The following is a 25,110-nucleotide window of genomic DNA, read 5'->3' on the forward strand; positions in this document are numbered from 1 at the left end:
GCTCGTCCGGGCGGAGCCCCAAGCGTCGAAACGGGCCGGTTCACAACGCGCCCCCCACGACGAGGCCACCGCCGTTCGGCCCGGCCCACGGGCTCAACCACATCGGGCGCGGAACGACAGCGCCCGTCGCGGGGCGAGGCGACGGAGCCGCCGGGGGCGCCGTGAGCAGGAGCGTCACGCCGACGGCCGCGGCGACGATGCCGCCGAGGCCGATCCACTGGCCCGCCTCGGCGAACGTGCGCGCCGAGTCGATGGACGCGAGGCCATCGGGCGTGCAGAACTTGTTCACGCAGGCCGACGACGCGCCCGCGTCGGCGCGCTTCGCGAGCGCCACGGCCTCGAGCGCGCCCGCGGTGATGAGCGCCGCCGCGCCGAAGCCGCCGATCACGAAGCCCGCGAGGCGCTGCTTGCTGGCCGAGGGCGGAGGAGGCGGCGGCGCCTCGATGGGCTTCACCTTTCGGGGGTTCGCCTTGTCGAGCGCCTCGATGTCGAGCGTGATCTCGGTGCGAGCGCCTTCCTGGGTGATGCGGACGCGCTCCTCTTTGAGCTTGGCGCCGTCGTCGCGCAGGACGAGGAGGTCGTGCTCGGCAGGATCGGCGGGCAGCTCCACGCCGAAGACCGCGGGCGCGAGCTTGACCTGGTCCCACAGGATGTCGACGCCCGGGACCTCGTTCTGCACGTTGATGACGACCTTCGGCAGCTTGGGGAAGAGCGAGTCGCGGCGGCTCCTGGCGAACTCGGCGCGTTTGTCCCCGTCGCGCTGCGCCTTCTCCATGGCCTCGCCCCACGTCGACCACGCCGTCGCCGTGCGACCGAGCTTCTCGTAACAGTCGGCGAGGTTGAGCAGCGTGCCGAGCGTCGGATCGAGCTTGTAACTCGCGTCGAACTTGGGGCACGCCTCGGAGAACTGCTTCTCGCCCATGAGCTTCTTGGCGGCCTGGAACAAGGCGTCGGCGGCGGCCGGATCGTTCGCTCGCGCGGCCAGGGGAGACGAGAGCATGAGCACGAGCCCGAGGGCGACAGCCGAGCCCCCGCGCAGAGCGGCACCGCGCGCCCGAGACGCGCGTGGTTTTGTCCGACCAGGGAGAGGGCCCTGCATGCGAGAGTGTTCCATCCAAGAGGGCCGCACCCCGTGAGGGAGCAGCGGCGTCCGCGCTTCAGCGTACCCTATACCCCAGCTCGTCGGGGAAGCCGAACAAACGGCAGGCGCCTCAATGCCGGCCGGACAGCGGATCAAACGGCTTGTTGTTGCGCGGCCACACAGGCGCCTTGTACGGGGTGGTCGTCGTGGCGGACGGCGGGGCGACCGGCGTCTTGCTGGTCGACACGGCACCAGCGTCGCCCACACCCGCGTCCTCCACCTGCGTGGTGGCCGAAGGCGTCGGCGCCATGACGGTGTGCTGCGTGTCGTTGATCGGGGCGACGGTGGTCAACGGCGGGACGGTGACGGGCGGCGTCACGTCCGGCGAGGCGTGCCGCGTGCTCGCGTCGTCGCCGCTGATCGGCGGAGGGCGCAGGAACCAGAGCGCCGCGCCGCCGAGCGAGAGCCCCGCGACGAGCGCGACGAGCGCGGCGCGCAGGAACCTGTTTTTTCGCGGCGCGGTGCCGAGCTTCATGCCCGTGAGCGTGAGCGGCCCGGCCGAGCTCTTGCGTTGTGTCTCCTGCGGCGTGAGCATGGGCGGCGCAGGATCGGTGGGCGGCGGATCGCCAAGGAGGCTGAGCTGCGAGGCGCTGAGCGTCGCGGCCGCCGCCGTGGACGCGGGCGGGGTGAGCAGCTTCGCGTCGATGATGAAGCGCCCGGTGATGCGATCCGGCCCGCTGCCCGGACCGGGGAACGTCTCGACGACGCTCAACGATTTCGCGAGCGCGGTGACCGCCTCGCCGGCCGAGGCGTACCGGTTCTTCACGTCGCGCGCGCAACACACGGCGAACCAGCCGTCGTAGTCGTGGCCGAACGGCGCGCCGTGCTCGCTCGGCACGGGCATGGGCTCGTACGCGATCTGCGCGATCAGATGCGTGATCGTCTCGGCCGTCCAGATGTCGCGGCCCGTGAGGAGGCGGTGCGCGATGAGCCCGAGGGCCCAAACATCCGTTTGAGCACAAATCTTCGACGACTCCCCCTTCGCCTGCTCGGGCGACATGAAGAGCGGCGTCCCGAAGATCTGCCCCGTCGTGGTCGCGGCCGCGCGGACGAGCTCACGCGAGGCCTCGCCGGTGAGCTTGGCGATGCCGAAGTCGAGGATCTTGATGCAAGGCGTCCCGTCCTCGCGCGTCGTGAGGAAGAGGTTCTCGGGCTTGAGATCGCGGTGGATGATGCCGAGGGCGTGGGCCTTGTCGAGCGCGCGGGCGGCCTGGCGCAGGTAGAGGACCACCTCGGTCGGCGGCATCGGGCCGACACGCTCGACGCGCTGATCGAGGTCCTCGCCGCGCAGGTACTCCATCACGAGGAAGGGCGCGCCGTTCAGGTTCGCCGCGATGTCCGCGTCGGTCACGCGGACCACGTGATCGCTGTTGATCCGCGCCGGCGTGCGCGCCTCGCGGCGGAAGCGCTCGAGCGCCACGGCGTCGGAGATCACGGCCGAGTGCAGGATCTTGAGGGCGAGCTGTTCGTCCGTGTGGACGTGCTCGACGAGGAACACCGAGCCCATGCCGCCGCGCCCGAGCTGACGCACGACGCGGTACCGATCGGCGATCACGGTGCCGGGCTTGATGTTCTCGGCGGGGTTACTCACTTGGACCTTGGTTCCTCCGCTCCCTGCCTCCCCTGAAATTACACGGATCGGCGGGCCACGGCTACCGCGTGCTGCGGGCCTCCCGGCCCTGGCTCCGTCCCGGACTCAGGACGGCCGAAAAAGCAGCGTTCACTTACACTTGGACGGCGCCTCGAGGGCGGCGCGCGCGAGCTCGCGCACGTTGCGCGGGACCTTCGGATCGAGCAGCGGAGCGAGGCGGGCGCGGAGATCCTGCGGTTTTATGTCCCCGAGCGCCGCGATCGCCGCCGCGCCGAGCGTGCGCTCCCTGTCGCTCATGGCGAACGGCGTAGCCCGCGCGAGCTTCGTCCACGTGTCCACCTGGGAACGATCACACATCGAAGCGAGCGCCAGGATCGCCCGCGCGCGCACGTCGGCCTGCTCCTCGTCGTCGCCGGCGAGCTCGCGGATCGGGCCGAGGTAGGTCGTCGCCCGGTGCGCGCCGAGGCCGTCGAGCGCGCGCCCTCGCACCTCCGGCGAGGCGTCGCCGAGCGCCGCCGCGAGCGCCGCGTCGCCGGCCTTCGTGCTCGGCATCTCGCCGAGGCTACGCGCGGCGTTCGTCCGTACGAACGTGAACGGATCCTGCGCGAGGCGCTTCGCCAGCGCGGCCACGAGGTCCGGAGGCGGCGCCTCGGCCTCTCGCCCCCGCGCGCCGAGCGCGACGACCGCGGCGTCACGCACGCGCACCTCCGGATCACCTGCGGCCTCGAGCAGCGAGGGCAACACCTGCGGCGCGCGGTGCGAGACCTCGGCCGCGCGCAGCCGCACGTGCGGATCAGCGTCCTTGCGCATCGCCGCGACGAGGAACGCCTCGGCGCTCTTGTCACCGGCGCGCGCGAGATCGGCCGCGGGGGCGAGCAGGAGGTACCGCGTGCGGAAGGGCGCGCCTTCGGTCGCGAGCGAAGCAAACGCGTCCCGCGCGCCCGGCACGAGGTCGATGCGCGCTCCGAGCGCGCGCAGGATGTCGATCCGAACGACCTCGCTGCGCCCCGCGAACCGCTCCTTCTCGAGCTCCTCGCCGAGCGCCGCCATCGCCCGATCGCTCTTCGCCGCGTGCGCGAGTGAGCCGCGGATCTCGCGCCGGAGCGCGTCGTCCTTCGTCGCGAGCGCGTCCACGAGGACCGGGACCGCCTCGGCGGGCGCGAGCAGCGCGAGCTCGGAGGCGGCCGCGATCCGCACCTTGCCTTCCCCCTTCTCCACGAGCTCGGCGAGCGAGGACGCGGACGCGCGCCCGCAGCGGCGCAGGCGATCACGCGCGTGCACGAGCGCCAGCTCCTCGGGGGCCCGCTTCGGGCGCTTCTTCTCGAGCTCGGCGCGCATCACGCGTGACCAGAACGGCGCCTGCGCGGCGCACGGGGCCGCGTCGATCACGCCTTCGGCGAGCCTCTTGCCCGCCTCGTCGAGCTTCTCGTAGCCCGCGATCGTCGCCTTCACCGCGGCAGAGCCGCCCCGCGCGAGCAGGGCCGCGGCGCCCTTCGCTCGATCGCCGCCGCCCGCGAGCGCGGCCACGAGCGCCTCGGGGGAGCTCTCGTCGAACGCGGTCCGCGCCGTGATCTCGGCGATCGTCACGCGCGCGTCCGCCGCGCTCTCCGGCGCGTACGCCGCGTCGAGCACGATCGAGAGGCACGTGGCCGAGAGCGGCTCGGGCAGCTTCACCTCGTACCGCGCGCCCGCCTTCTTGAACGCGTCCTCCGGGAAGCTCACCTCGTAGAGTTTGTCCGGCGTGGCGAGGTAGATCGTCTTCGGCGCGGCGCCGGCGGGCACCTCGGCCTTGGGCGGGCGAACGACGAAGTCGATCGACGTGATCGGCACCTCGCTCGCCGACGAGAACGTGACGAACTCCCCGCGCCCCGGCCCCGACTTGGCCTCGGACCACGTCGACTCCGGATCTCCGTCCGTGAGCGTCGCGAACGCCTTGCCCACCGCGCTCGACGCCGTCCGCGCCGCGAGCAGCGGCACGAGGGGCCGAGGTTTGTCACCTGAAACCGGCGTCGCCACGAGCTTCGTCGCCGCCGCGCGCTCCTTGCCCGAGAGGTTCTGCACGCTCGCGCCGCGCTTCAACGTCATCGTCTGCGGATCGACCTCACGCGCCGCGACGAGCGCGGGGCGACCACACACGGTGACGTCGTCCCGCTGCTGACCCACCACGATCCGCACGCCCTTTTCCTGCGGCTCCTCCATGAGCACGAACGCGCGCTCTTCGCCGTGCTCGCCCTTCGTGAGGCCCGTGAAGCCGCTCCAGAGCGTGATCGGCGCGTCCCCTTTGCCCGCGAGCGGAGCCGCGAGGAGCGCCACGAAGCTCGCGCCCCCGGGCCCTCCTCCAGCCACGACGCGCACGACCTGCCTGCCCCCCACGAGCGTCCTCGTCTCGAGCTTCGCGCCACGCGCGACGAGCTCGAGCGCGCCCTGGGGCAGCTCGATCGCCTGGCCTCCTCCTTCCGCGCTGCAGTTGGCCTCTTTTGCGCAGACGCGCGCGACGACGCCTTCCTTCGACGCGCGCACGGCGAGCGCCTGCTGACCGGCGACCGCCGGCGCGACGATCGAATCCTTGGAGCTCGTCGCGTCGGGCGCGGCGGACGACGTCGCGAGGACGAGCGTGCCCGTGGCGAGGGTGGCGAAGGCGGGGAGCGCTGTGCGGAGCCGCATGCCCGCATCCTTGCCGCGGTGGGGCGGGCGCCGCAACGGTCGAGGTTTACTTGGGGACTTCGGTCGACGGGATCCAGAAGCCGCCGTCGTCCGGCGGGACGATCCCGAGGTGCTTGGGCAGGATGTTCGTCCACCCTGCGACGGTCTCGAGCACGTAGATCTCCGTGTCCGCCTCGACCACGCCGACCGGCTTTGCTTTTTCGTCGCGCTTCGCCCGGATCGTGATCTCCTTCGTCGCGCGCACGAGCGGCGGGGGCTTGTCGAACGCGAGCTGCGCGCCGGCGATCTGCGTCGTGGGCGGGATGTACTGGTCCTGCATCTCGCCCTTCTTCAGCGGGTCGAGGTCACGCAGGCGGGCCCACGCGTCGAGGGTGAGATCGCTGCGCGACATCACGTGCACGAAGCCGAGCTTCATCTCCGTGCTCCAGAAGAGCTGCCCCGCGCCCTCCAGCATCTCGAGCGCGAGCACGACGTCGCCGTTCGGCTTGTCGTAGAGCTCGATCTTCTGCTTCTTGGTCATGTACCCGCGGCCGTTGCCGGGGACCTCGAACGGCGTCACCGGGTTCTTCACGAGCGCGAAGGCGTCACAAGGCGCCGTCGCTCGCACGGTCTGGTTCATCGTGCCGCCGATGGAGATCTCCACGGTGAGCGAGCTCGAGTGGGCCTTGACGAGCTTCACCTTCTGCGCGCTCGCGATCCAGACGTGCCCGCCGTAGACCGAGATGTCGCGCGTCGTGAAGAGCGAGATGTCCGCGGGCGAGACGTACCCCTCGATCCGCATCGCGCCGCTGCCGACCGAGGTCACGAGCCGCGCCCGACCGCTCGGATCGAACGGGATCTCGCTGAGCGTCATGGGGATGTACGCGCCGGTCAGCGTGGCGATGAGGTTGCCGCCGCTCGACGCGTCGAAGAGCTTGGTGTTCTTGGAGGGCGGGTAGGTGCCTTTGATCGAGCAGGTAGGAGCTGTCACGCTGGGCTCCGCCGCCGCAGCCGCAGCCGCAGGAACCTCGTCCGCGTGCGCCTCGGGCGCGCCGCCGGCCCCCGCGAAGAGCCAGAGACCGACGAGGGCACCCCCGCATGCTAAGTATCCACGCTTCATGTCCGTCTCCTCAGTGCGAGTTTATCCCAGTCGGATGCCAGGAATGACACGAAGGACGCAGCCGAGCGAACGATGATGCAATCCATCGAGCTTTCGTTCGCTTCCCCACGGAAGCTGCCCAAACCCAAGGATCTCCGGGGAAACGTGGTGGTCCTCGACATCGCGTTCGCGTCGGAGGCGGGGGGAAAAAGCTTCGAAACCGTAACGTTGCCCTTCATCGAGGCGCTCGGCCCGCGCCTGCGGGCCTGGGTCGATCACCACGACAGCCTCCACCACGCGCGGTACGCCGACGACGCGCGTTTCGTGCTCTCCACGAAGGCCGAGCACGGCGCCTGCCCGGAGATGATCACGCCCGAGATCGTCACGCGCGCAGGCCGCGTCGACACGCTCGTCTGCCACGTGGATTTCGACGGCCTGGCGAGCGGCGCCAAGTGGCTACGCGGCGGCGAGGAGCCGTATCCCGGCTGCGACGCGGACGCGCGGGCGATCGACACGCGGATCGGCACGCCGGGGCCCGTCGCGGCGCGCATCGATCGAGCGCTCCGCGCGCGGCCGCGAGATCATGCGCTCTTCGGGCTCATCGTGCGGCACCTGTCCACGGGCCTCTCGGACGCGTCGCTCTGGCAGCCGATCGACGCGGCCGGCGCCGAGCTCGCGCCGCTCGAGGCCGAGGCGCGCAGGCTCGCGAGGTCCTTCGAGCGGATCGAGCCGGGCATCGTGCTCGTCGACGCGACGAACCGGAAGGGCCCGTACGACAAGACGTTGCTCCTGCTCGTCGGTCAGGAGCGCGCGAGCGTGTCGGCCGTGATCGACGGGGACAACGTGACGTTCGCGGCGGCGTTCGACAGCGGCATCAACTTCCTCGAGCGCTTCGGGATCTCCGGCGGCATGCCGACGGTCGTGTCGATCCACCGATCGAAGCTCGTGTCGGCGCTCGAAGCGCTCGGCGTGAAGCCGAGCGAAGCCTCGCGTTTCGGCTAGGCGATCGCGAGGAGCGCGGCGCCGATCACGCCCGCGCTGTCGCCGAGCTGGTGCTTCAAGATCGGCGTGCGGAGCTCGTCGTTGAAGACGAGCGCGGCCACGCGATCGCGGCCCTCGTCGTACAGGCAAGCGAGGTTCGAAAGCCCCCCACCGAGCACGATCGCGCTCGGATCCACGATGTCGATCACGTTGGCGAGGCCGCGCGCGAAGGCGTCGAGGAACCCATCGATCGCGGCCGCGGCGTGCGGATCCTCGGCGCGGCGCGTCGCGATCTCCGAGGCGTGCAGCGCGCGACCCGCGCGACGCGTGTAGTCGGCCTCGACGGCAGGGCCACACGCGAAGAGCTCGAGGCAGCCGCGATGCCCGCAGTAACAGACGGGCCCGCGATCGGGGAAGATCACGTGGTGGCCCCACTCGCCGGCGATGCCGTGTTCGCCCGGCCAAACCTGCCCGCGGACGACGAGCGCGCCGCCGACGCCGGTCCCCAGGATCACGCCGAAGACCACGCCGCCCACGTACGCGGCGGCCGCGCCGAGCCGCGCCTCGGCGAGCGCGAAGCAGTTGGCGTCGTTGTCGAAGCGGATGGAGCGATCGAGCGAGCGCTCGAGATCCGCGCGGAAAGGGCGCCCGTTGAGGCAGGTCGTGTTCGCGTTCTTCACGAGCCCCGCGCGCGTCACGCCGCCCGGCATCCCCACGCCGAGCGGCACCTCCTTCGTGTCGAGGCCCGCCTCCGCGGCGACGTCACGCACGAGCTTGGCGACCGCTTCGAGGATGGCCTCGTAGCCACGATCGCGCGGCGTCGGCACGCGGCGTCGTTGCTCCACCGCCGGCGCGTGTGTGTCCGCGCCCCGCAGCACGACGGCCTCGATCTTCGTGCCGCCCAGATCCACCCCGATCGCGATCGGCTGGCGCATGCCTAGCTCGCCGCGATCTTCAGGTTCCGCCGGATCCGCGCCTGCGGATCCTCCAGGTTCGGCACGAACGCCTGCCCCGTGATCGTCTCGAAGGCCTCGATGTACCGCCGCGCCGCCTCGATCCGCACCTCGTCCGGGATCGCGGGGATCGGGCCATCACCCGAAAACCCCGCGGCCGCGAGCCAGCGGCGCACGTACTCCTTGTCGAACGACTCGGGCTCCTCACCCCCCGCGCGGCGTTCGTCGTACGTCCCGGCAAACCAGAAGCGGGACGAGTCCGGCGTGTGGATCTCGTCGATCACCACGATCCGTCCGTCCTTCGTCTTGCCGAGCTCGTACTTCGTGTCGACCAGGATGAGCCCGCGCTCCTCGCAGCGCTCCTGCCCGAACGCGAAGAGGGCCATCACCATCGCGGCCGCCTCGTCGAAATCACGCGCGCTCACCACGCCCTCGGCGAGGATCTCCTCGCGGGATGCCGACACGTCGTGTCCGCCCTTCGGCGCCTTCGTGCTCGGCGTGAGGATCGGCGCGGGCAGGCGATCGTTCTTGCGCAGCCCGTCCGGCAGGCGATGACCACAAAACACACGCTCGCCGCGGGCGTAGTGGGTCCAGATGCTCGTGGAGGTCACGCCCGTGACGTAGGCGCGCACGACCATCTCCACGGGCAAGGGCGCGCACTCGACGGCCTCGACCACGTTCGGATCGGGCACCGAGATCACGTGGTTCGGCGCGATGTGCTTCGTCGCCTCGAACCAGTGCGCCGCGAGCAGGTTCAAGACCTGCCCCTTCAGCGGCAACGTGCCGAGGACACGGTCGAACGCGCTGATGCGGTCCGTGGCCACGAGGTACCGCCGCCCGTCGCCCGTCGTGTAGTTGTCCCGGACTTTCCCTTCGTACTTCGCGCCGAGCGCCCCGAAATCCGTATGGTCGAGGGTCGTCCGGAGCGCATTTCGCAGGGTATCCGTGTCCACCATGGCGGCGGACCTTAGCGCAAGTTTTGCGCCTCGCACCTACCCTGTTCAGTCCAGTTCGTGGGGATGCTAAAGGCCCGCGCATGAGCACTCGGAAGAAGATCGCACTCATCGGGGCCGGCAACATCGGCGGCGAGCTCGCGGCGCTCTGCGCCCGCAAGGAGCTCGGCGACATCGTCCTCTTCGACATCCCGGCGAAGGCCGACTTCGCCAAGGGCAAGGCCCTCGATCTCGAGCAGAACTCGAGCGTCATCGGCTACGACGCGAAGATCACGGGCTCGAGCGACTGGAAGGACTGCGCCGGCGCCGACGTCGTGATCGTCACGGCGGGCATCCCGCGCAAGCCCGGCCAGAGCCGCGACGACCTCGTCGCGACGAACCTGCCGATCATCCGCAGCGTCGCGGCCGGCGTGAAGGAGCACTGCCCCGACGCGTTCGTGATCGTCATCTCGAACCCGCTCGACGCGATGGTCTACGAGCTCAAGCGCGCCACGGGCCTGCCCCGCGAGCGCGTCGTCGGCATGGCCGGCGTGCTCGACAGCGCGCGCTTCCAGCTCTTCCTCGCGCGTGAGGCCAACGTCAGCATCAAGGACGTCCGCGCGATGGTGCTCGGCGGCCACGGCGACGACATGGTCCCCGTGCTCAGCGCGACCACGATCAACGGCGTCGCCGCGACCGAGCTCATCGCGCGCGAGAAGCTCGACGCGATCATCGCCCGCACGCGCACGGGCGGCGGCGAGATCGTCAAGCTCATGGGCACGAGCGCCTACTACGCGCCGGCCTCGGCCGCGGTCGCGATGGCCGAGGCGTTCCTCCTCGATCAGAAGCGCCTCCTGCCGAGCGCCGTCTACCTCGACGGCGAGTACGGCTACAAGGACCTCTTCATGGGCGTGCCCGTCATCATCGGCGGCCGCGGCGTCGAGAAGATCCTCGAGATCAAGCTGACGGACGACGAGAAGGTGATGCTCGCCAAGAGCGCGAAGAGCGTGCAGGGCATCACGGACGTCGTGAAGGCCACGCCCGCTTCGTGATCCCGCAAAGGCGGGACATGAGGGTCCCGCTCCTCGATCTACGCGCGCAACACCGCGCGATCCGCGAAGAGATCGATCAGGCCATGGCCCGCGTCGTCGAGGCGCAGGCGTTCGTCCTCGGAGAAGAGGTCCGCCTCTTCGAGGAGGTGATCGCCGCGCGCCTCGGCGCTCTGCACGCGATCGGCGTGGCCTCGGGCAGCGATGCGCTCCTGCTCTCGCTCGTCGCTTCGGGCGTGGGCCCGGGCGACGAGGTCGTGACCACGCCGTTCACGTTCTTCGCGACCGCGGGCGCCATCGCGCGGCTCGGCGCGCGGCCCGTCTTCGTCGACATCGAGCCTGCGTCATGGAACCTCGATCCCGCGCGTGTGCTCGCGGCGATCGGCCCGCGCACGCGCGCCATCGTCCCCGTGCACCTCTACGGCCGCGTCGCGCGGATGGAGCCTTGGCTCGACGAGGCGCGGGCGCGTGGCGTCGCCGTCGTCGAGGACGCCGCGCAGGCGATCGACGCGCGGCGGGGCGGACGCGCGGCGGGCACGATCGGCACGTTCGGCTGCCTCTCGTTTTTCCCGAGCAAGAACCTCGGGGCGTTCGGCGACGGCGGGATGGTCCTGACCAACGATCCCGACAAGGCCACCCGCGTCCGCCGCCTGCGCACGCACGGCGGCGAGAAGATGTACCGCCACGACGAAGTCGGCATGAACAGCCGCCTCGACGCGATCCAGGCCGCGGTTTTACGCGCCAAGCTCCCGTATCTCGAAGGCTGGACGGAGGCGCGGCGCGGCATCGCCGATCGATATCGCGCCCTGCTCGCGGAGGCGGGGATCTCCGATTTCGTCCGCCCCGCCGAGGACGACCCCGAGGGCCGGCACGTCTACCACCAGTTCACGATCCGCGCCGTTCGTCGGGACGAGCTCCGGGCGTCCCTCGAATCCGCCGGGATCGGCACGGCCGTGTATTACCCGGTCCCGCTGCACCTGCAGCCGTGCTTTGCGCACCTCGGTTACCACGAGGGAGATTTCCCGCAGGCCGAGCGCGCCTGCCGCGAGGTGCTGTCGCTGCCCATTTCACCGACGCTCACCCCGGAGCAGCAGGGGTACGTGGTGGAGCGCATTCGCGCGTTTTACGCCTGACGGGCCAGCCCGCTACAAAAGAAAAACCCCCTCCTCCGAATCCGGAAGAGGGGGCTTCCCTCACGCAACGCGTGGACCGCGCTCACCCCATGTGCGCGATGATCGCGTCACCGAACTCGGAGCACTTCACCTCTTTCGCGCCCTCCATGAGGCGCGCGAAATCGTACGTCACGGTCTTCGCGCCGATCGCGCCGTCCATGCCCTTGTTGATGAGCTCCGCCGCCTCGGTCCAGCCCATGTGCCGGAGCATCATCTCGCCCGAGAGGATGACCGAGCCCGGGTTCACCTTGTCGAGGTTCGCGTACTTCGGCGCCGTGCCGTGCGTGGCCTCGAAGACCGCGTGGCCCGTCACGTAGTTGATGTTGCCGCCCGGCGCGATGCCGATGCCGCCGATCTGCGCCGCCAGCGCGTCCGAGAGGTAATCGCCGTTCAGGTTGAGCGTCGCGATGACGTCGAAGTCACGCGGCCGCGTGAGCACCTGCTGCAGCGTGATGTCCGCGATCGAGTCCTTCACGCGCAGCATCTTCTTCCACTTGCCGCCGCCGTGCGTGTCCCAGAGCTTCAGCGCCTCCTCGACCTCCGCGCGGAACTCGGCCTGCATGTCCGCGGGCGCCATGTCGTAGCCGGGCTCGATCTCCTTCGCGTTCTGCTCGACCGTGATCTCCGGGTTCTTCTCCTTGTTCCCGAGGATCCACGTCTCGCGCTCCGTCACGACCTTGTCCCGGAACTGGCTCTGCGCGAGCGAATAACCCCACGCCTTGAACGCGCCCTCCGTGAACTTCATGATGTTGCCCTTGTGCACGAACGTGACGCTCTTCCGGTTGTACCGGAGCGCGTACTCGATCGCCGCGCGCACCAGGCGCTCCGTGCCCTCGCGGCTCACCGGCTTGATGCCGATGCCGCTCGTCGCCGGGAAGCGGATCTTCTTCACTCCCATCTCTTTCTGGAGGAAGTCGATCACCTTCTTCGCCTCCGGGCTCTCCGCCTCCCACTCGATGCCGGCGTAGATGTCCTCCGTGTTCTCGCGGAAGATCACCATGTCGACCGCGCCGGGATCCTTCACCGGCGAGGGCACGCCCTTGTACCAGCGCACCGGGCGCAGGCAGACGTAGAGGTCGAGCATCTGCCGCAGCGCCACGTTGAGGCTGCGGATGCCCTTGCCGATCGGCGTCGTCAGCGGGCCCTTGATGCCCACGAGGTACTGGCGGTACGCCTCGACCGTGCCCTGCGGCAGCCACTCGCCGAAGCTGTTGAACGCCTTCTCGCCCGCGTACACCTCGTACCAGGCGATCTTCTTCTTGCCGCCGTACGCCTTCGCCACGGCCGCGTCGAGCACGCGCTGGCTGGCGCGCCAGATGTCGGGGCCGGTGCCGTCACCTTCGATGAACGGGATGATGGGTTGGTCCGGCACCTGGAGCTCGCCGGACTTGGACATCGTGATCGCTTCGCCCGCTGTGGGCTTCGGGAACTCGCGCATGGCCGCGCAATAGACCAGGGCCACGGCTGCCGCAACGGGGACGGACGATCTCGGGTGATTCGCGCGCAGACCCGAGGTCGCTCTTGTGCTACGTCGTCCCCGGCATGCGCTCTCGTCAAAGGCTCGTCGCCCTGGGACTCGTCCTCGCCGCCGCGCTCGCCCAGCAGCCGGCCGAGGCCATCGTGGTCGAGCGGATCGTCGCCGTCGTGGGGGACGATCCCATCCTGCTCTCCGAGCTCCGCGCCCGCGCCAAGCCGTTCCTCTTGCAGGTCCAGCAGCGCGTTCGCCCCGGCGCCGAGCAGGCCGCCGCGGAGTCGCAGGTCTTCAAGGACACGCTCGAGGTCATGATCGACCAGAAGCTCGAGACGCAGGCCGCCGAGCGCGCGGGCGTCACGGTCACGCCCGAGGAGGTCGAGAACGCCTTCCGCAACATCGCCGCCGCGCAAGGGCTCACGACGGCCGAGCTCTTCCGCGAGGCGAAGGCGCGCTCGGCCCTGACGGAGCAGGAGTACCGCGACGAGATCCGCAGGCAGATCCTCGAAGGCAAGATGCTGCAGCTCCGCGTGAAGGGGCGCGTGCGCATCACCGAGGACGACGTGAAGGCGATGTACGAGCGCACGCTGCGCGAGGAGCGCAAGCGCAGGGACTACCGGCCCGCGTGGATCGTGCTGCAGATCATCCCGGGATCGAGCCCCGAGGCGATCGCGGAGCGCAAGCAGCTCGCGGCCGAGCTCATGACGCGCGCCCGCGCCGGCGAGGACTTCGCGGCGCTCGCGCGCGCCTACTCGGACGAGACGAACACGCGTGACGTCGGCGGCGACCTCGGGATCCGCGCCCCGGTCGGCTCGCCGCAGGCGCTGCAAGGCCAGCGCCCGGCGCTCGCGCCCGACTTCGAGAACGCGGTGATGGCGCTCGAGCCCGGTCAGGTGAGCAACGTGATCCAGGTCGACAAGGGCCTCGTGATCCTGAAGCTCCTGTCGCGACAGCCCTCGCGTTACACGACGTACGAAGCGGCCAAGCCCGAGATGGTGCAGCGCCTGCAGACGGAGATCCTCGACAAGGCGAAGCGCAAGTGGCTCGACGAGCTGAAGAAGCGCACGCACCTCGATGTAAGGTTGTGATCTAAGGCTTGGGCGGCGCGGGCGCGGGAGGCGCGGGGTTGTCGAGCGCCTTCGCCGCGTCGGCCTTGTCCTTCTCGACCTTCGCGCGCTCGGCCTCTTCCTTCCGCTCCATCTCCTCTTCCTGACCGAGCAGCTCGAGCAGCTTCTTCTCGTCGTCGTCGCCGCCCTTGCCGAGCTTCGCGGCGTCGAACGTGAGCATCGGCATCGCGCCGCCGCCGTTCATCACGGGCAGCCGGCCGTTCCAGCGCTCGAGCGCGCGGTACTGCAGCACCGTCGGCGTCATCGAGTACTTCAGGATCAGGTTCGCCCGCGCCTCGGCCTTGGCCGTGATGAGCTTCGCGTCCGCCTCGCCCTCCGCGCGCGCCCGCGCCGCCTTCGCCGCGCCCTCGGCCTGCGTGATCGCCTGCTCCGCCTCCGCCTTCACCTGCCGCACCCGGTTCTCCGCCTGGATCGCCTGCTGCGTCGCCTCCATCGCCCGGTTGATCGCGTTGGCCACGTTCTCCGGCAGCCGCAGCGCGCCGTTGATCGTGAGCTGATCGATGACGAACCCATCCGGCCCGAGCTGCTCCAGCATGCGCTTCGAGACGTTCTCGACGAGCTTGCCCTTGCCCGCGCCGTAGATCTCCTGCACCGGCATCTGCGAGGCCTGCATGTTGAAGCTCTCGCGCATCGCGTTGCGCACGTAGCCGTTCGCGAGATCCATCAGGTCCGACTTGCGGAACCGACCGTAGAGCTTCGGCGCGAGCGAGGGCTCGATGTGGAACGAGAGGCCCACGTCCGCGTTGATGTTCACGCCCTCCTGCGAGGAGAACGTGATCGAGCTGTCGCGCGCGTTGCCCTCGTGGGGATCCTTCGTCCAGACGATGTTCTGCACGCTCGTCGGGAAGAGGATGATCTGCTCGGTCAGCGGGTTGAAGAAGACCCAGCCCTGCACCGTGGGGCTCTTGTCGACGCCACGCTCGTCACCCGCGAGCTTGACCTTGATGCCGACGTGACCCGCGTCGACACGCGTGACGCACGAGGACAGCGCGATCGCCAGGAACACGAGCACGACACCCGCGAGGGCGAGGCGCTTGACGAGGTTGGCGGAGGGAGGGGTCGAGAAGGGGCGGACGGTTGCCATGGCGCTCTCGCGCCTAGCATATCGACGACGCGAAAGCTCAGGCCCTCGCGGCGCCGAGCCGCCGGCGCGCCGCCGCCGCGATCGCGGCGAGGCCGAGCCCGAAGCCGACGACGAGCGGGCCGCTTCCGCCGCCGCCACGCTTGCTCCCGTTCGTGATCGGAGCGGCCGAGCCGTCGCCGCAGAACGCCTCGACGTTCGTGCCGATACGCGCCTGGTGCATGTTGTCGACCGTCTCCTGCGACGCCGCGGGCGCGAGGACGAGATCCTCGGCGAGCGCCGCGCGCGGCAGGTTCGCCTCGAGCCGCGTGAGCCACACGTCCTTCGGGTGCAGGCCGTTCAGCGCGACGGCGAGGTCGTCGAGCGGGCCACACGCGAGCTTGCGCGCGTCGATCTCACCCGCCGCGACCGAGCCACACGACGGATCGTCGAAGGGCACGCCCGCGGGGCAAGGGTTCGAGACCATCAGGCTGCTCTTCGACAGGTTCACGAGGTTCTGCGAGCACTCGCCCGACATCGTCTCGCCGCTCGCCAGGCCCTGCGCCACGTAGGCGCCCGCGATCGTGTCGGTGACGCCGCCGAGGCCCGTGCCCGTGCTCGAGTACGTGCGGGGGCCGCCGAAGGTGAAGAGGCCCGGGAGCTGGCCGAGCAGGCCGCCCTCGAACGCGAACGCCGTGAGCCACGACGCGCCGCCGTTCTGCTCGAGCACCTTCGTCCTGAGCTCGCCGTAGTTCGACGACTGCGTCTGGAAGTCCCACGCGAGCAGGTCCACGGGCGCGACGACGTTGTTGAAGTTCTTCGCCTCCCAGCGGCCCTCCGTGATCATGAAGAGCGTGACCGCGACGTTCGCGCCCGTGCCGATCGCCACCATGCGCAGGGGCAACGTGGGGCTCGCGCCCGGCATCACGATGCGCACGGGCTTCATCGACTTCACGTCCTTGCCGGGCTGGAGCTTGATCGCGATGAAGTCGAACTTCTCCGCGACGTAGGCGTCGATCACGGGCTGCGTCGAGGGATCGACCGCATACCCCGCGTTGTCGAGCCAGTCGTTCAGCGCGCCGGGCGTGTCGGTGCTGAGCGTGACCGTCTGGTACGGGCCGACGGTGCCGCGATGCACGACGGTGACGCTTGGTCCGCCGCCGCCGCCTGCCTCGTTCGTGGCCCCGGCCGAGCGGACGTCCATCGCGCCGCACCCGAAGCCGCCGCTCGAGTCGTTGCCGCAGTCGACGGGGGCCTGGAAGATCTGCGTGGTCGTCGCCGCGTCGAGCGTGTCGAACCACGCGTCGGTGGAGACCTCGATCACCGCGCCGGGCTTGACCGGCAAGACCCACGCGAACTCCTCGGGATCGCCGTCGTACTGGATCTGATCCCAGAGCACCGTCTGCTTCGGCGAGATCGAGAGCGCCATGCGGTGCGCCGAGACCACGGTGCTCTGGCTCGGCGGCACGAAACATCCACCACACGCCGCGGCCTCGTCGGTCGTGCTCAAGGAAGCGAGGAGCGTGGCGGCGAGGACGGGGACGACGAAGCCGGATCGCATGGGGAGATCTCCTCTCGAGCGGGAGCCTGAAGCAAAGCAAGCCAAGGTGCGGGCGGACCCAGCAAGAGCGATGCCGGCCGAAGGGCGGCGATCCGCGGCGAAATGCTGCGCCAGAGTGCGCCAGGCAGGGCGAGGGCGCCGCGGAGCGCCTTCAGCGCGTGGTCGGGGCCACGTCGATGCGGCAGGAGACGGGCAACGCGAGGCCGACCTTCTCGAGGGAGATGTGCGTCTGCGTGATCGCGTTCGGCGGCTCGCACGAGACGAGGTGCAGCGGCGCGCGCTCGGACTCGACGACGCGGGCGAAGGCGCGCGCGCGCTCGACCCAGCGCTTGACGAGCTCGGGACGGAACGACTCGGGATCACGCAGCTTGATCTCGGGCGCGCCGAAGGCGACCTCGATCTTCGGCGCGCCTTCTCCTCCAGAAGGCACGACCGCATCGAACTTACGCGAAGCCTCGACGAGCCCCGCGACGAGCTTCGCGCGCGCCCAGTAACCCGCCTCCGCGGCAAGCGGGACCTCGACCGCGCCGTCGACGGTCACGACGAAGCGCGGGGGCGCGGGATCGTCTTCTTTCACCTTCGCGTGACTGCCGGCGGCCACGGTGTTCGCGCCGAGCATGGCCGTCGTGGCCGCGCCGCCCGTGGCCGCGCCGAAGCGCTCTTTGATGACGAGCGTGGTCTTCTCCAGGAGGTCGAGCGCGGCCTTCGCATCGGCCATCTCGACGCGCAGGACGAACGGGACACACGCGAGGTCCGGGCGCACGACGAGCGCGCCGTGCGAGTCGCCGTGACGGGGGATCGAGGGCCCACTCGGCGCGGAGAAGGACGAGGGCGCGGACGAGCCGTACGACGAGCCCGACAGGAGCGAAGGCGCGCTCGGCTCCTGCATCGACGGGCTACAGCCGAGGGCGAGGAAACCGAGCAGAAGCGGGGCGAACCGGAGTTTCTCCATGGGGCGGCGAGTCTACCCGCAATCAGGCCCGGATCGCTGGCGCGTCCGTCTGCCGCGTGCTCTAAAGTCTCCCCGCCGTGCCCTCCGATCGAACGTTTTTCCAGCAGCTCTTCTCCCGTCGGCCCGTGATCCTGGCGCCGATGGAGGACGTCTCCGACGCCGTCTTCCGCAAGCTCTGCCGCGAGCTCGACGCCGAGCTCTGCGTGACGGAGTTCGTGAACGTCGAGGGCCTGCTGCGCGGCTGCAAGAACGCGCGCCGCAAGCTCACGCTCGCCCCCGACGATCAGCCGACGGCGATCCAGATCTACGGCTCGGACCCCGACCGGCTGGCCGAGGCGGCCGAGGTCGCCGCGGCCGCGGGCCCAGCGTTCCTCGACATCAACTGCGGCTGCTGGGTGCCGAAGATCGCGGGCCGCGGCGCGGGCGCGGGCTGGCTCCGGAACCCGACGGCGATGGTGGAGATGGCCGCGATGGTGGTGCGTCGCGTCTCGATGCCCGTGACCGTGAAGACGCGTATCGGCTGGGGCCCCGAGTCGGAGATGCCGATCGTGGAGCTCGCGAAGCGGCTGGAAGGCGCGGGCGTGTCGGCGTTGACGATCCATTGCCGGACGGCGCAGATGGGCCACTCGGGGGCGGCGGACTGGAGCTGGGCCGCGCGCGCGAAGAGCGTCGTCTCCATCCCGGTGATCGTGAACGGCGACATCAAGAGCGCGGAGGACGCCGCGCGCGCGCTCGCCGAGACGGGCTGCGAAGGCGTGATGGTCGGCCGCCGCGCGATCGAGCACCCGTGGATCTTCCGCGAGGCGAAGGCGCTTCTCGAGGAGGGGCGGACGCTCGAGCCGCCGACGCCCGAGGAGCGGATCGCGCTCTGCAAGAAGCACCTCGTGATGAACACGGAGGCGCGCGGCGAGCCACAAGGGGTGCGCGTGACCCGGAGGCACCTGGCGGGTTACCTGCACGGCCTGCCGGGCGCGGCAGCGCTGCGGCGGGCGCTGAACGCGTGTGATTCGCTGGAAGGCTGCCTCGCAATTCTGGACGAGGCGCAGGCGCGGCGCGCGGCGTGAGAGTGAAGTAGACCACGGATCGACGCGTCTCGAAGTCTCGTGCACGAGACCTTCGGGTCTCGTGAAGGCGTCTCCAAGTCTCGCGCACGAGACCTCCGGGTCTCGTGAAGGCGTCTCCAAGTCTCGCCCGACCGGCTCGAGGTCACGCGCACGAGACCTCCGGGTCTCGTGAGGGCGTCTCGAAGGCGCGCCCGATCGGCTCGAGGTCACGCGCACGAGACCTTCGGGTCTCGTGAGGGCGTCTCGAAGGCGCGCACGAGCGGCTCGAAGTCACGCGTACGAGACCTTCGGGTCTCGTGAAGGCGTCTCGAAGGCGCGCACGAGCGTCTCGAACGCTCGCCCAGGCACCCTTTCCCCTCCTCGGGCCCCCCCCGACCAGCCTTCACCGCGCCGCCCGATGGCGTCGCCTCCCTCGGCGTGGCGTACTGGGCGTCCGGGCAAGCTCGCAGGGGGGCACCATGCGTTCTGCTTCTGGTATCCGACCGGGCCTTCAATGGGGCCGCGATGGTTCGTCGAGAGACGTGCGGCGTATCCTCGTGGCGGACGACGACGCGACACGCAGGCGCCTCATCGGCGCCCTGCTCGTCGAGAAATACGCGCCCGCCGTCGCGCTCGAGGCCTCCTGCGTCCCCACCGCGCTCGAGGCCCTGCTCGTCCGACACCCCGACCTCGTCGTCGCCGATCTGGGTTTGTCAGGGCACTCTCAGGGTGGCTTTCGCCTGATCCTCGACGCGGCCTCGCTCGGCGTGCCCGCGGTCGTGACGAGCGGGCCCATTTCACGCGCCCTCGAGGAGCGGCTCGCCGAGCTCGGCGTGGGGTGGGTCCCCAAGGGTTCGTCCGAGCAGGCGCTCTTCGCGGCGATCGACCGCGCCCTCGACAAACCACGCGGGGGGGAGCGCGGAGGCGAGAACCGGAAAGTGCCCTCGGGGCCCAGGATGCATACGGCCTGAGAGGGGGTCGAGCCCGGTCCGTCCGGGCAGAGACCCCCACTGAGAGCGGATGTCGCGCGAAAAACACCAGGCAGCCGGGCCTCCCTCGGAGCCCGACGAGCGAGGAGAGATCGACGCCGCCCTGGCCAATGAAGGCCTCGATGACGAGCTCCTGCGCCAGCTCGGTCACCTGCTCGAAATGGAGCTCGTGGACGGGTCGCGGCGCGCACGCAGAGAGCCGCTCCACAGGCGCGCCGAGGCGCACGTCGTCGTGGCGCGCCTCTCGTTCGAGGCGCGCCTCTCGGATCGCGCCGAGCGCGAGGCCGTCGCCGCGCTCGCGCTCGCGCCCGACGACGAGGCGGCCCTCGGGCTACTCGCGGCGATCCACCACGCCCGCGGCGAGCTCGGCGCGGCCATCACGCTGCACACCGAAATGGCGGCCCGCGCCGGCGGAGAGCCCTCGGCGCTGGCCACGCTCGGGCGGCTCTTCGAGGCCAGCATGCGGGAAGAGTCGCCCTCGGCCCGCGCTCCGCACCACGCCCCCGATGCGCCGTCGGCGACGGGGATGGCAGAGCTCGAGCACGCCTTCCGCGTGGCGTTCGGGGGCAATCTGCAAGGGGCGCTGCGCATCGTGGATCGGGTGGCGGCGCGGGCGCGCACCGAGGCGCGCAGCGTGTACAAGCTCGCGATGCTGGAGCGCGCGTTTCTGCTGGAGCAGGCCCAGGACGTGCGGGGCGCGATCGCCACGCTCGAGCGCCTCGCCGACGAGCCCGGGCTCGCGAGCGACGTGGAGCGATTGCTTTGCCTCTCGCTCCTCTACGAGCGCGAGGGCACACCCGAGCGAATCCGCCGCGCGCTCCGGGCCGTGCGATACGCCTACCTCGTCACGCGCCGCCCGACCTTGCTCCGCCGCATCGCGCGGCTCGTGGGCAAGCTCGGGCATACCCGCCTCGCCGAGCTCTTCGAGGCGCGATACCTCGAGGTCTTCCGCCGCCGCATGCACGTGCTCTCGCTCCGGGAGGCCGCGCGCGCCCTGCCGGCGACGTATCTCCCGCCGGAAGGTTTGTCCGTCTTGCCGTTCGGGCACCGCGCCGTCCTGCACCTCTTCGAGCGAATCCGGGACCGCAAGCGCCCCGAGCACAGGAGGCGGGCCGCGGCGCTGCTGTTATGGGCCGGGGAAGCGGCGCGCGCCGAGGTGATGTACGCGGAGCTCGCTCGGCAAGGAGAGGCCACTGCCGTCGATCTGCTTTACTGGGCCGACGCGCTCGAGGCGACGGGCGAGCGCGCGCGGGCAAACGAGGAGCGGCGGCGAGGGGTGGCGGCGATGGATCGGCCGGACGCAGCGGCGCTCGCGCGCCTGCTCGGCCGCGACGACACGAGCGCGGAGGACGCGCGGGCGGCGCTCGGATCGCCGGAGCGCCTCGCGGAGGCGGCGTCGGCGCTCCGGGCGCGGCGAAAGGCGCACCCCGAGGATCGGGCGGCCGTGCTCGCGCTCGCGCGGCTCTCCGAGGCGAGAGGCGACATGGAAGCGAAGCGTCGATACGAGGCACACGCGCGCGCCCTCGCCGAGGCGAGACACGCGCCGCGGCCGTACGTGCTCGCGGCGGCGGCATTACGACGCGGCGGCGAGGTGCGCGGCGTGATCCACGAGCTCTGGGTCGATACACGCCGCGCGAGGCGGGGCGGCGGCCGCCTCGACGAAAAGGACGTCCTCGGCTCGGTCGCGCCCGACCTCCGCGCCCGCGCGGTCTCCCTTTTCCACGCGGTGCGCGCCTTCGTCCGGACGCGTTATCCCCACCGCGTGGATCCCGCGCTCGACGACCTCCGGTTTTTCCTGCGATTCACCAAGGACGACGAGCCCTCGTCGGGCGACAGCGCCGGCCTGCCCATCGCCGTGGCGTTCGCGAGCGTGATGCTCGGGCTCTCCGCGCCGAGCGACGTCGCGTTCTCCGGCGCCGTGATCTGCGACGCGCACGACGTCCTCGCGCTCGGGCGCATCGGCGACGTCGACGCGAAGATCGAGGGCGCCTACGAGCGGCGCCTCTCGCGTATCGTGCTCCCTGCGCAGAACCGGGACGACGTCACGCACGCCGAGCGCGTGCCCCGCAAGATCGCCGAGCACATGGTCGTCTTCGCGCGCACGCTCGACGAGGCCCTCGAGGCCGTCTTCCCCGAGCTCGGTTGACGGCCCTCGCCCCGCCCGCGAGACCGGGGGGGCGAGACGTCTTCGTAATGTATGTTTTCGACAAACAAAACGGCCTCGGCCGCCGTCTCGTGGAGGGAGAGGGCGGCCGAGGCCGAAGAGGCGCGTGAGGCGCGCCGGGAGGCAGGCCGCGGCGGGCCCGCCTCCCCGTCAATGGCGTTCGATCAGAAGCCGAACGAGCGGCACATCGCTTCGTACTGCTGACGAGCGATCTCCCTCTGCCGCGCGATCTCCGCCACGGCGATCGGGTTCCAGCCCGTCCACGGCGTCCCCGTCCAGGGTGTGCCCGTCGTGTGGCTCAGGCCGCGCTGCGCGTAGAACGGGTCGATGCTCGTCGGCATCTGCTGCGTCCCGGTCCACGGCATCGACTGCATGCCGTAGTTGTACGGATACGCGCCGTAGGACGAGTGGCCGAGGCCGCTGTGGTAATCCGTGGTGCGCGGATCCACGACGGGGAAGCCCTGCCCCGGCACGCCGAACGGGCTCACGCCGAACGGGCTCACGCCGAACGGGCTCACGCCGTACGGCGTGTGCGACAGGCCGGCCATCTCGCGGCTGACGTCGCGATTGAGGCCGATCCGCTGCGTGCGCGCGAGCACCTCGATCGTCTGGGCGAGGTAATCGTTGAGGCAGCGCAGGTTGTTGATCTCGTAGGTCTTGGGATCCATGGTCGTACCCCCCGTTATCGGGTTCTTGCATTCTCCACGTCGGGGCCCTATGCCCCGACGTGGCACTACCTTTCCGGCGCTCTTCGCACCAGAAATTCCTGCCGGGCGCGCGAGGCCGTATGCCTCGCGGCCGAAATCATTTCACGTCGATCGGGATCTCGGTCGTGTCGTTCCCGTGGCCGTCCGTGGGAATCACGATCGTGAGGACCCCGTCGCGCAGCGTCGCCTCGATCCCGTCGCGGCGCGCCCGCGGCGGCAGCGCGATCGTCCGGAGGATCGGCCCTTTTCGCCGCTCTTCCAGCCGCAAGAGGCCCGCCACGTGCCGCGCCCCGCCGCGCTCACCGCGGACCGTGAGCGCGTCGCCCATCACCGCGACGGCGAGCTGCTCACGCGCGACGCCCGGGATATCCATCATCACGCGCACCTCGCGCTCGAGCTCGACGACGTCCGCGCAAGGCGCGATCGCGGGCTCCATCTTGGCCCGCGGCTCCGCCGATGCGCGCGCCGCCTGCTCGAGGAGCGCCTTGAACTGCCGATAGTTGGTCTCGGCCTGCGAGGCGGGATCCACCTCCGGCGGAAGCTCGTGACGTCCCGGCTTGATGGCGCGCCCGGTGAGCGATTGATAGACGCTCGCGACCTCGGCGATGGCCTGCTCCACGTTCAACATCGAAGTCCCCTCCAAGCAGAAGCCGCGATGGCCGTCCCGGGCGATGGCGCTCGAAAGAGCGCGCCCCGAAGTGCGCAGAAACGCGCCACCTGCGCATTTCTGTTTCGCCGCGACCGCGACGAGAAGGGACACTACGCGGCTCGTCGCCGCCTGTCTGTCGGTACCGCCAGTGTAATCGATTCAGGAGGATCCGGATCGCCGAAGGTCCAATGGCCAGAGCCCCGACAGCATTTCCCGGACGCACCACGAATTCCGCTGGAATCGTTCGGTTTTTCGTCTAGGGGGCCGCGCACGTATTCGCCCGTGACAAACGACGCGAATATGCCCGGACGAAAAGGCGATATGCCCTGGCGATACACGGCCGCGCCCGCGCGAGACGCGCGTATGCCCAGGGGTGATCCGGGCGCGATCAGAGGGCGGAGTTTTTCCAGGGATCGAGGTCGGCGAGCGCCCGCTCGGCCATCGCCTCGTACCGCGCGCGCTTCGTGAGCCTCGACTTCGTGCCTTCGAGCGGCGGCATGTGCGCCCACGTGATGTTCGAGGGCTGATACGACGGCTGTTCGCGGCCGAGGTGCGTGAGGATGCCGCCGAGCGCCGTGGTCTTCGGCGGCGGGACGAGAGGTTTGCCCGCGAGCCTCTGCGCGAGCAGCACCGCGCAGACGAACCCCGCCGCCGCGCTCTCCACGTACCCCTCGACGCCCGCGACCTGCCCCGCGAGGAAGACACCCGGCATCCGCGTCACTTCCATCCCAGGGCCGAGCACGCGCGGCGCGTCGACGAACGTGTTGCGATGGACCGAGCCAAACCGCAAGAACTCCGCCTCCTCGAGGCCCGGGACCATGCGGAAGACGCGGAGCTGCTCGGGGTACTTCATGCGCGTCTGAAACCCGACCATGTTGTACGCCGTCGCGGCCACGTCCTCGGCCCGGAGCTGGATCACGGCGTACGGCCTGCGCCCCGTGTGCGGATTGACGAGCCCGACGGGCTTCATCGGCCCGTACGCGAGCGTGCGCTCGCCCCGCTCGGCCATCACCTCGCAAGGCAAGCAGCCCTCGAAGTAACGCACGTCCTCGAACTCGCGCGGCGCGACCTTCTCCGCCGCGACGAGCGCCGCGACGAACGCGCGGTACTGCTCCTCGTCGAACGGGCAGTTGACGTAGGCCTCGTCGCCGCTCTCCTCGGCGTCCGCGGCCGTCATCTTGCGGGCGGGATCCTCGGCGCGCTCGGCCGTGCCCTTGCCCCAGCGCGACTGCTTCCACACCTTCGACCAGTCGATCGACTCGGCGCTGAGGATGGGCGCGATCGCGTCGTAATACGCGAGGTGCTTGGCGCCGACGGCCTCGGCGATGGCCGAGGCGAGCGCGTCCGAGGTGAGCGGGCCCGTCGCGAGGATGACGGGGCGCTCGGTCGGGATCGAGGTGACCTCACGCGCCTCGACGGTGATGCGCGGGTGCTCGCGCATGGCCGCCGTCATCTCGGCGCCGAAGCGCTCGCGATCCACGGCGAGCGCGCCGCCGGCGGGCACGGCGGTCCGATCGGCGACGCGCATGAGGAGCGAGCCCGTGCGCCTGAGCTCCTCCTTGAGCAAGCCGACGGCGTTGGCGAGCGCGGCGCCGCGCAGCGAGTTGGAGCAGACGAGCTCGGCGAAGAAGTCACTCGTCTGCGCGGGCGTGCGCTTCTGAGGCTTCATTTCGAGCAGGCGCACGTGGTGGCCGCGCTCGGCGAGCTGGAAGGCGGCCTCGCAGCCGGCCAGGCCGGCGCCGACGATGGTGACGTCGTGAGAGCGAGCTTGGGTCATGATGTCGGGGGAGGAGCGCGCCGGTCCGCGCGCTCCGGGAGGGGGCTCG

20 protein-coding genes are annotated in these 25,110 nt (G+C 70.5%); 7 read left to right on the plus strand and 13 right to left on the minus strand.

Features of this window, described 5'->3' with window-relative positions; genetic code table 11:
• Positions 1–40: 40 nt before the first annotated feature.
• The 4 genes from GF068_RS08845 to GF068_RS08860 all read right to left on the minus strand — a co-directional run bounded on the left by GF068_RS08845 (position 41) and on the right by GF068_RS08860 (position 6,495).
• On the minus strand, positions 41–1,000 hold the full coding sequence (locus tag GF068_RS08845) for a hypothetical protein (RefSeq protein WP_153818868.1): 960 nt from the start codon (positions 998–1,000) through the stop codon (positions 41–43).
• Between the two features lie 211 nt (positions 1,001–1,211).
• Positions 1,212–2,732 (minus strand): protein kinase domain-containing protein, encoded by a 1,521-nt coding sequence (locus GF068_RS08850; RefSeq protein WP_153818869.1) that lies wholly within the window; start codon positions 2,730–2,732, stop codon positions 1,212–1,214.
• A gap of 129 nt (positions 2,733–2,861) precedes the next feature.
• Positions 2,862–5,396, minus strand: coding sequence for a HEAT repeat domain-containing protein (locus tag GF068_RS08855; protein WP_153818870.1), 2,535 nt, complete (start codon positions 5,394–5,396; stop codon positions 2,862–2,864).
• A gap of 46 nt (positions 5,397–5,442) precedes the next feature.
• Positions 5,443–6,495, minus strand: coding sequence for a hypothetical protein (locus tag GF068_RS08860; protein WP_153818871.1), 1,053 nt, complete (start codon positions 6,493–6,495; stop codon positions 5,443–5,445).
• 72 nt (positions 6,496–6,567) lie between these two features.
• On the opposite strand from GF068_RS08860, the gene GF068_RS08865 reads away from it, so the two are divergent.
• Positions 6,568–7,476, plus strand: a complete 909-nt coding sequence (locus GF068_RS08865) for a hypothetical protein (protein ID WP_240806746.1) — start codon at positions 6,568–6,570, stop codon at positions 7,474–7,476.
• Here the strand turns inward: GF068_RS08865 and GF068_RS08870 are convergent.
• Both GF068_RS08870 and GF068_RS08875 read right to left on the minus strand, forming a co-directional pair.
• On the minus strand, positions 7,473–8,390 hold the full coding sequence (locus tag GF068_RS08870; RefSeq protein WP_153818872.1) for an ROK family protein: 918 nt from the start codon (positions 8,388–8,390) through the stop codon (positions 7,473–7,475). The two genes, GF068_RS08865 and GF068_RS08870, sit on opposite strands and share 4 nt — an antisense overlap.
• 2 nt (positions 8,391–8,392) lie before the next feature.
• Positions 8,393–9,364, minus strand: coding sequence for a phosphoribosylaminoimidazolesuccinocarboxamide synthase (locus GF068_RS08875; protein ID WP_153818873.1), 972 nt, complete (start codon positions 9,362–9,364; stop codon positions 8,393–8,395).
• 80 nt (positions 9,365–9,444) lie between these two features.
• Here GF068_RS08875 and mdh point away from each other — a divergent pair, with 80 nt between their 5' ends.
• Complete coding sequence (gene mdh / locus GF068_RS08880) at positions 9,445–10,392, plus strand: malate dehydrogenase (RefSeq protein ID WP_153818874.1); 948 nt, start codon at positions 9,445–9,447, stop codon at positions 10,390–10,392.
• Between the two features lie 17 nt (positions 10,393–10,409).
• Positions 10,410–11,522 carry a DegT/DnrJ/EryC1/StrS family aminotransferase gene (locus GF068_RS08885; RefSeq protein WP_153818875.1) on the plus strand — a complete coding sequence of 371 codons (1,113 nt, stop codon included), beginning with the start codon at positions 10,410–10,412 and terminating at the stop codon, positions 11,520–11,522.
• Positions 11,523–11,604: 82 nt separating this feature from the next.
• On the opposite strand, the gene icd is transcribed toward GF068_RS08885, so the two are convergent.
• Positions 11,605–12,999 (minus strand): NADP-dependent isocitrate dehydrogenase, encoded by a 1,395-nt coding sequence (gene icd, locus GF068_RS08890; protein WP_153818876.1) that lies wholly within the window; start codon positions 12,997–12,999, stop codon positions 11,605–11,607.
• A gap of 104 nt (positions 13,000–13,103) precedes the next feature.
• Here icd and GF068_RS08895 point away from each other — a divergent pair, with 104 nt between their 5' ends.
• Complete coding sequence (locus tag GF068_RS08895) at positions 13,104–14,120, plus strand: peptidylprolyl isomerase (RefSeq protein ID WP_153818877.1); 1,017 nt, start codon at positions 13,104–13,106, stop codon at positions 14,118–14,120.
• Position 14,121: 1 nt separating this feature from the next.
• Here the strand turns inward: GF068_RS08895 and GF068_RS08900 are convergent, their stop codons facing one another.
• From GF068_RS08900 to GF068_RS08910, 3 genes are all read right to left on the minus strand, one after another.
• Complete coding sequence (locus GF068_RS08900; protein WP_153818878.1) at positions 14,122–15,243, minus strand: prohibitin family protein; 1,122 nt, start codon at positions 15,241–15,243, stop codon at positions 14,122–14,124.
• A gap of 37 nt (positions 15,244–15,280) precedes the next feature.
• Positions 15,281–16,780 carry a DUF2330 domain-containing protein gene (locus GF068_RS08905; protein ID WP_153818879.1) on the minus strand — a complete coding sequence of 500 codons (1,500 nt, stop codon included), beginning with the start codon at positions 16,778–16,780 and terminating at the stop codon, positions 15,281–15,283.
• 151 nt (positions 16,781–16,931) lie between these two features.
• Positions 16,932–17,732 (minus strand): hypothetical protein, encoded by an 801-nt coding sequence (locus tag GF068_RS08910; RefSeq protein ID WP_153818880.1) that lies wholly within the window; start codon positions 17,730–17,732, stop codon positions 16,932–16,934.
• A gap of 77 nt (positions 17,733–17,809) precedes the next feature.
• On the opposite strand from GF068_RS08910, the gene dusB reads away from it, so the two are divergent.
• The 3 genes from dusB (at position 17,810) to GF068_RS08925 (ending at position 21,910) form a co-directional block, all read left to right on the plus strand.
• Positions 17,810–18,796: a tRNA dihydrouridine synthase DusB gene (gene dusB, locus GF068_RS08915; protein WP_338046294.1), complete on the plus strand. Its 987-nt coding sequence runs from the start codon at positions 17,810–17,812 to the stop codon at positions 18,794–18,796.
• 521 nt (positions 18,797–19,317) lie between these two features.
• On the plus strand, positions 19,318–19,746 hold the full coding sequence (locus tag GF068_RS08920) for a response regulator (protein WP_170319367.1): 429 nt from the start codon (positions 19,318–19,320) through the stop codon (positions 19,744–19,746).
• Between the two features lie 49 nt (positions 19,747–19,795).
• Complete coding sequence (locus tag GF068_RS08925; protein WP_153818882.1) at positions 19,796–21,910, plus strand: S16 family serine protease; 2,115 nt, start codon at positions 19,796–19,798, stop codon at positions 21,908–21,910.
• Positions 21,911–22,092: 182 nt separating this feature from the next.
• Here the strand turns inward: GF068_RS08925 and GF068_RS08930 are convergent, their stop codons facing one another.
• From GF068_RS08930 to trmFO, 3 genes are all read right to left on the minus strand, one after another.
• Positions 22,093–22,596, minus strand: coding sequence for a hypothetical protein (locus GF068_RS08930; protein ID WP_153818883.1), 504 nt, complete (start codon positions 22,594–22,596; stop codon positions 22,093–22,095).
• Positions 22,597–22,732: 136 nt separating this feature from the next.
• On the minus strand, positions 22,733–23,263 hold the full coding sequence (locus GF068_RS08935) for an Hsp20/alpha crystallin family protein (protein ID WP_153818884.1): 531 nt from the start codon (positions 23,261–23,263) through the stop codon (positions 22,733–22,735).
• 409 nt (positions 23,264–23,672) lie between these two features.
• Positions 23,673–25,061, minus strand: a complete 1,389-nt coding sequence (gene trmFO / locus GF068_RS08940; RefSeq protein ID WP_153818885.1) for a methylenetetrahydrofolate--tRNA-(uracil(54)-C(5))-methyltransferase (FADH(2)-oxidizing) TrmFO — start codon at positions 25,059–25,061, stop codon at positions 23,673–23,675.
• Positions 25,062–25,110 lie beyond the last annotated feature (49 nt).

Source organism: Polyangium spumosum (genome assembly GCF_009649845.1).
In the GTDB taxonomy this organism is placed as follows: Bacteria; Myxococcota_A; Polyangia; order Polyangiales; family Polyangiaceae; genus Polyangium; species Polyangium spumosum.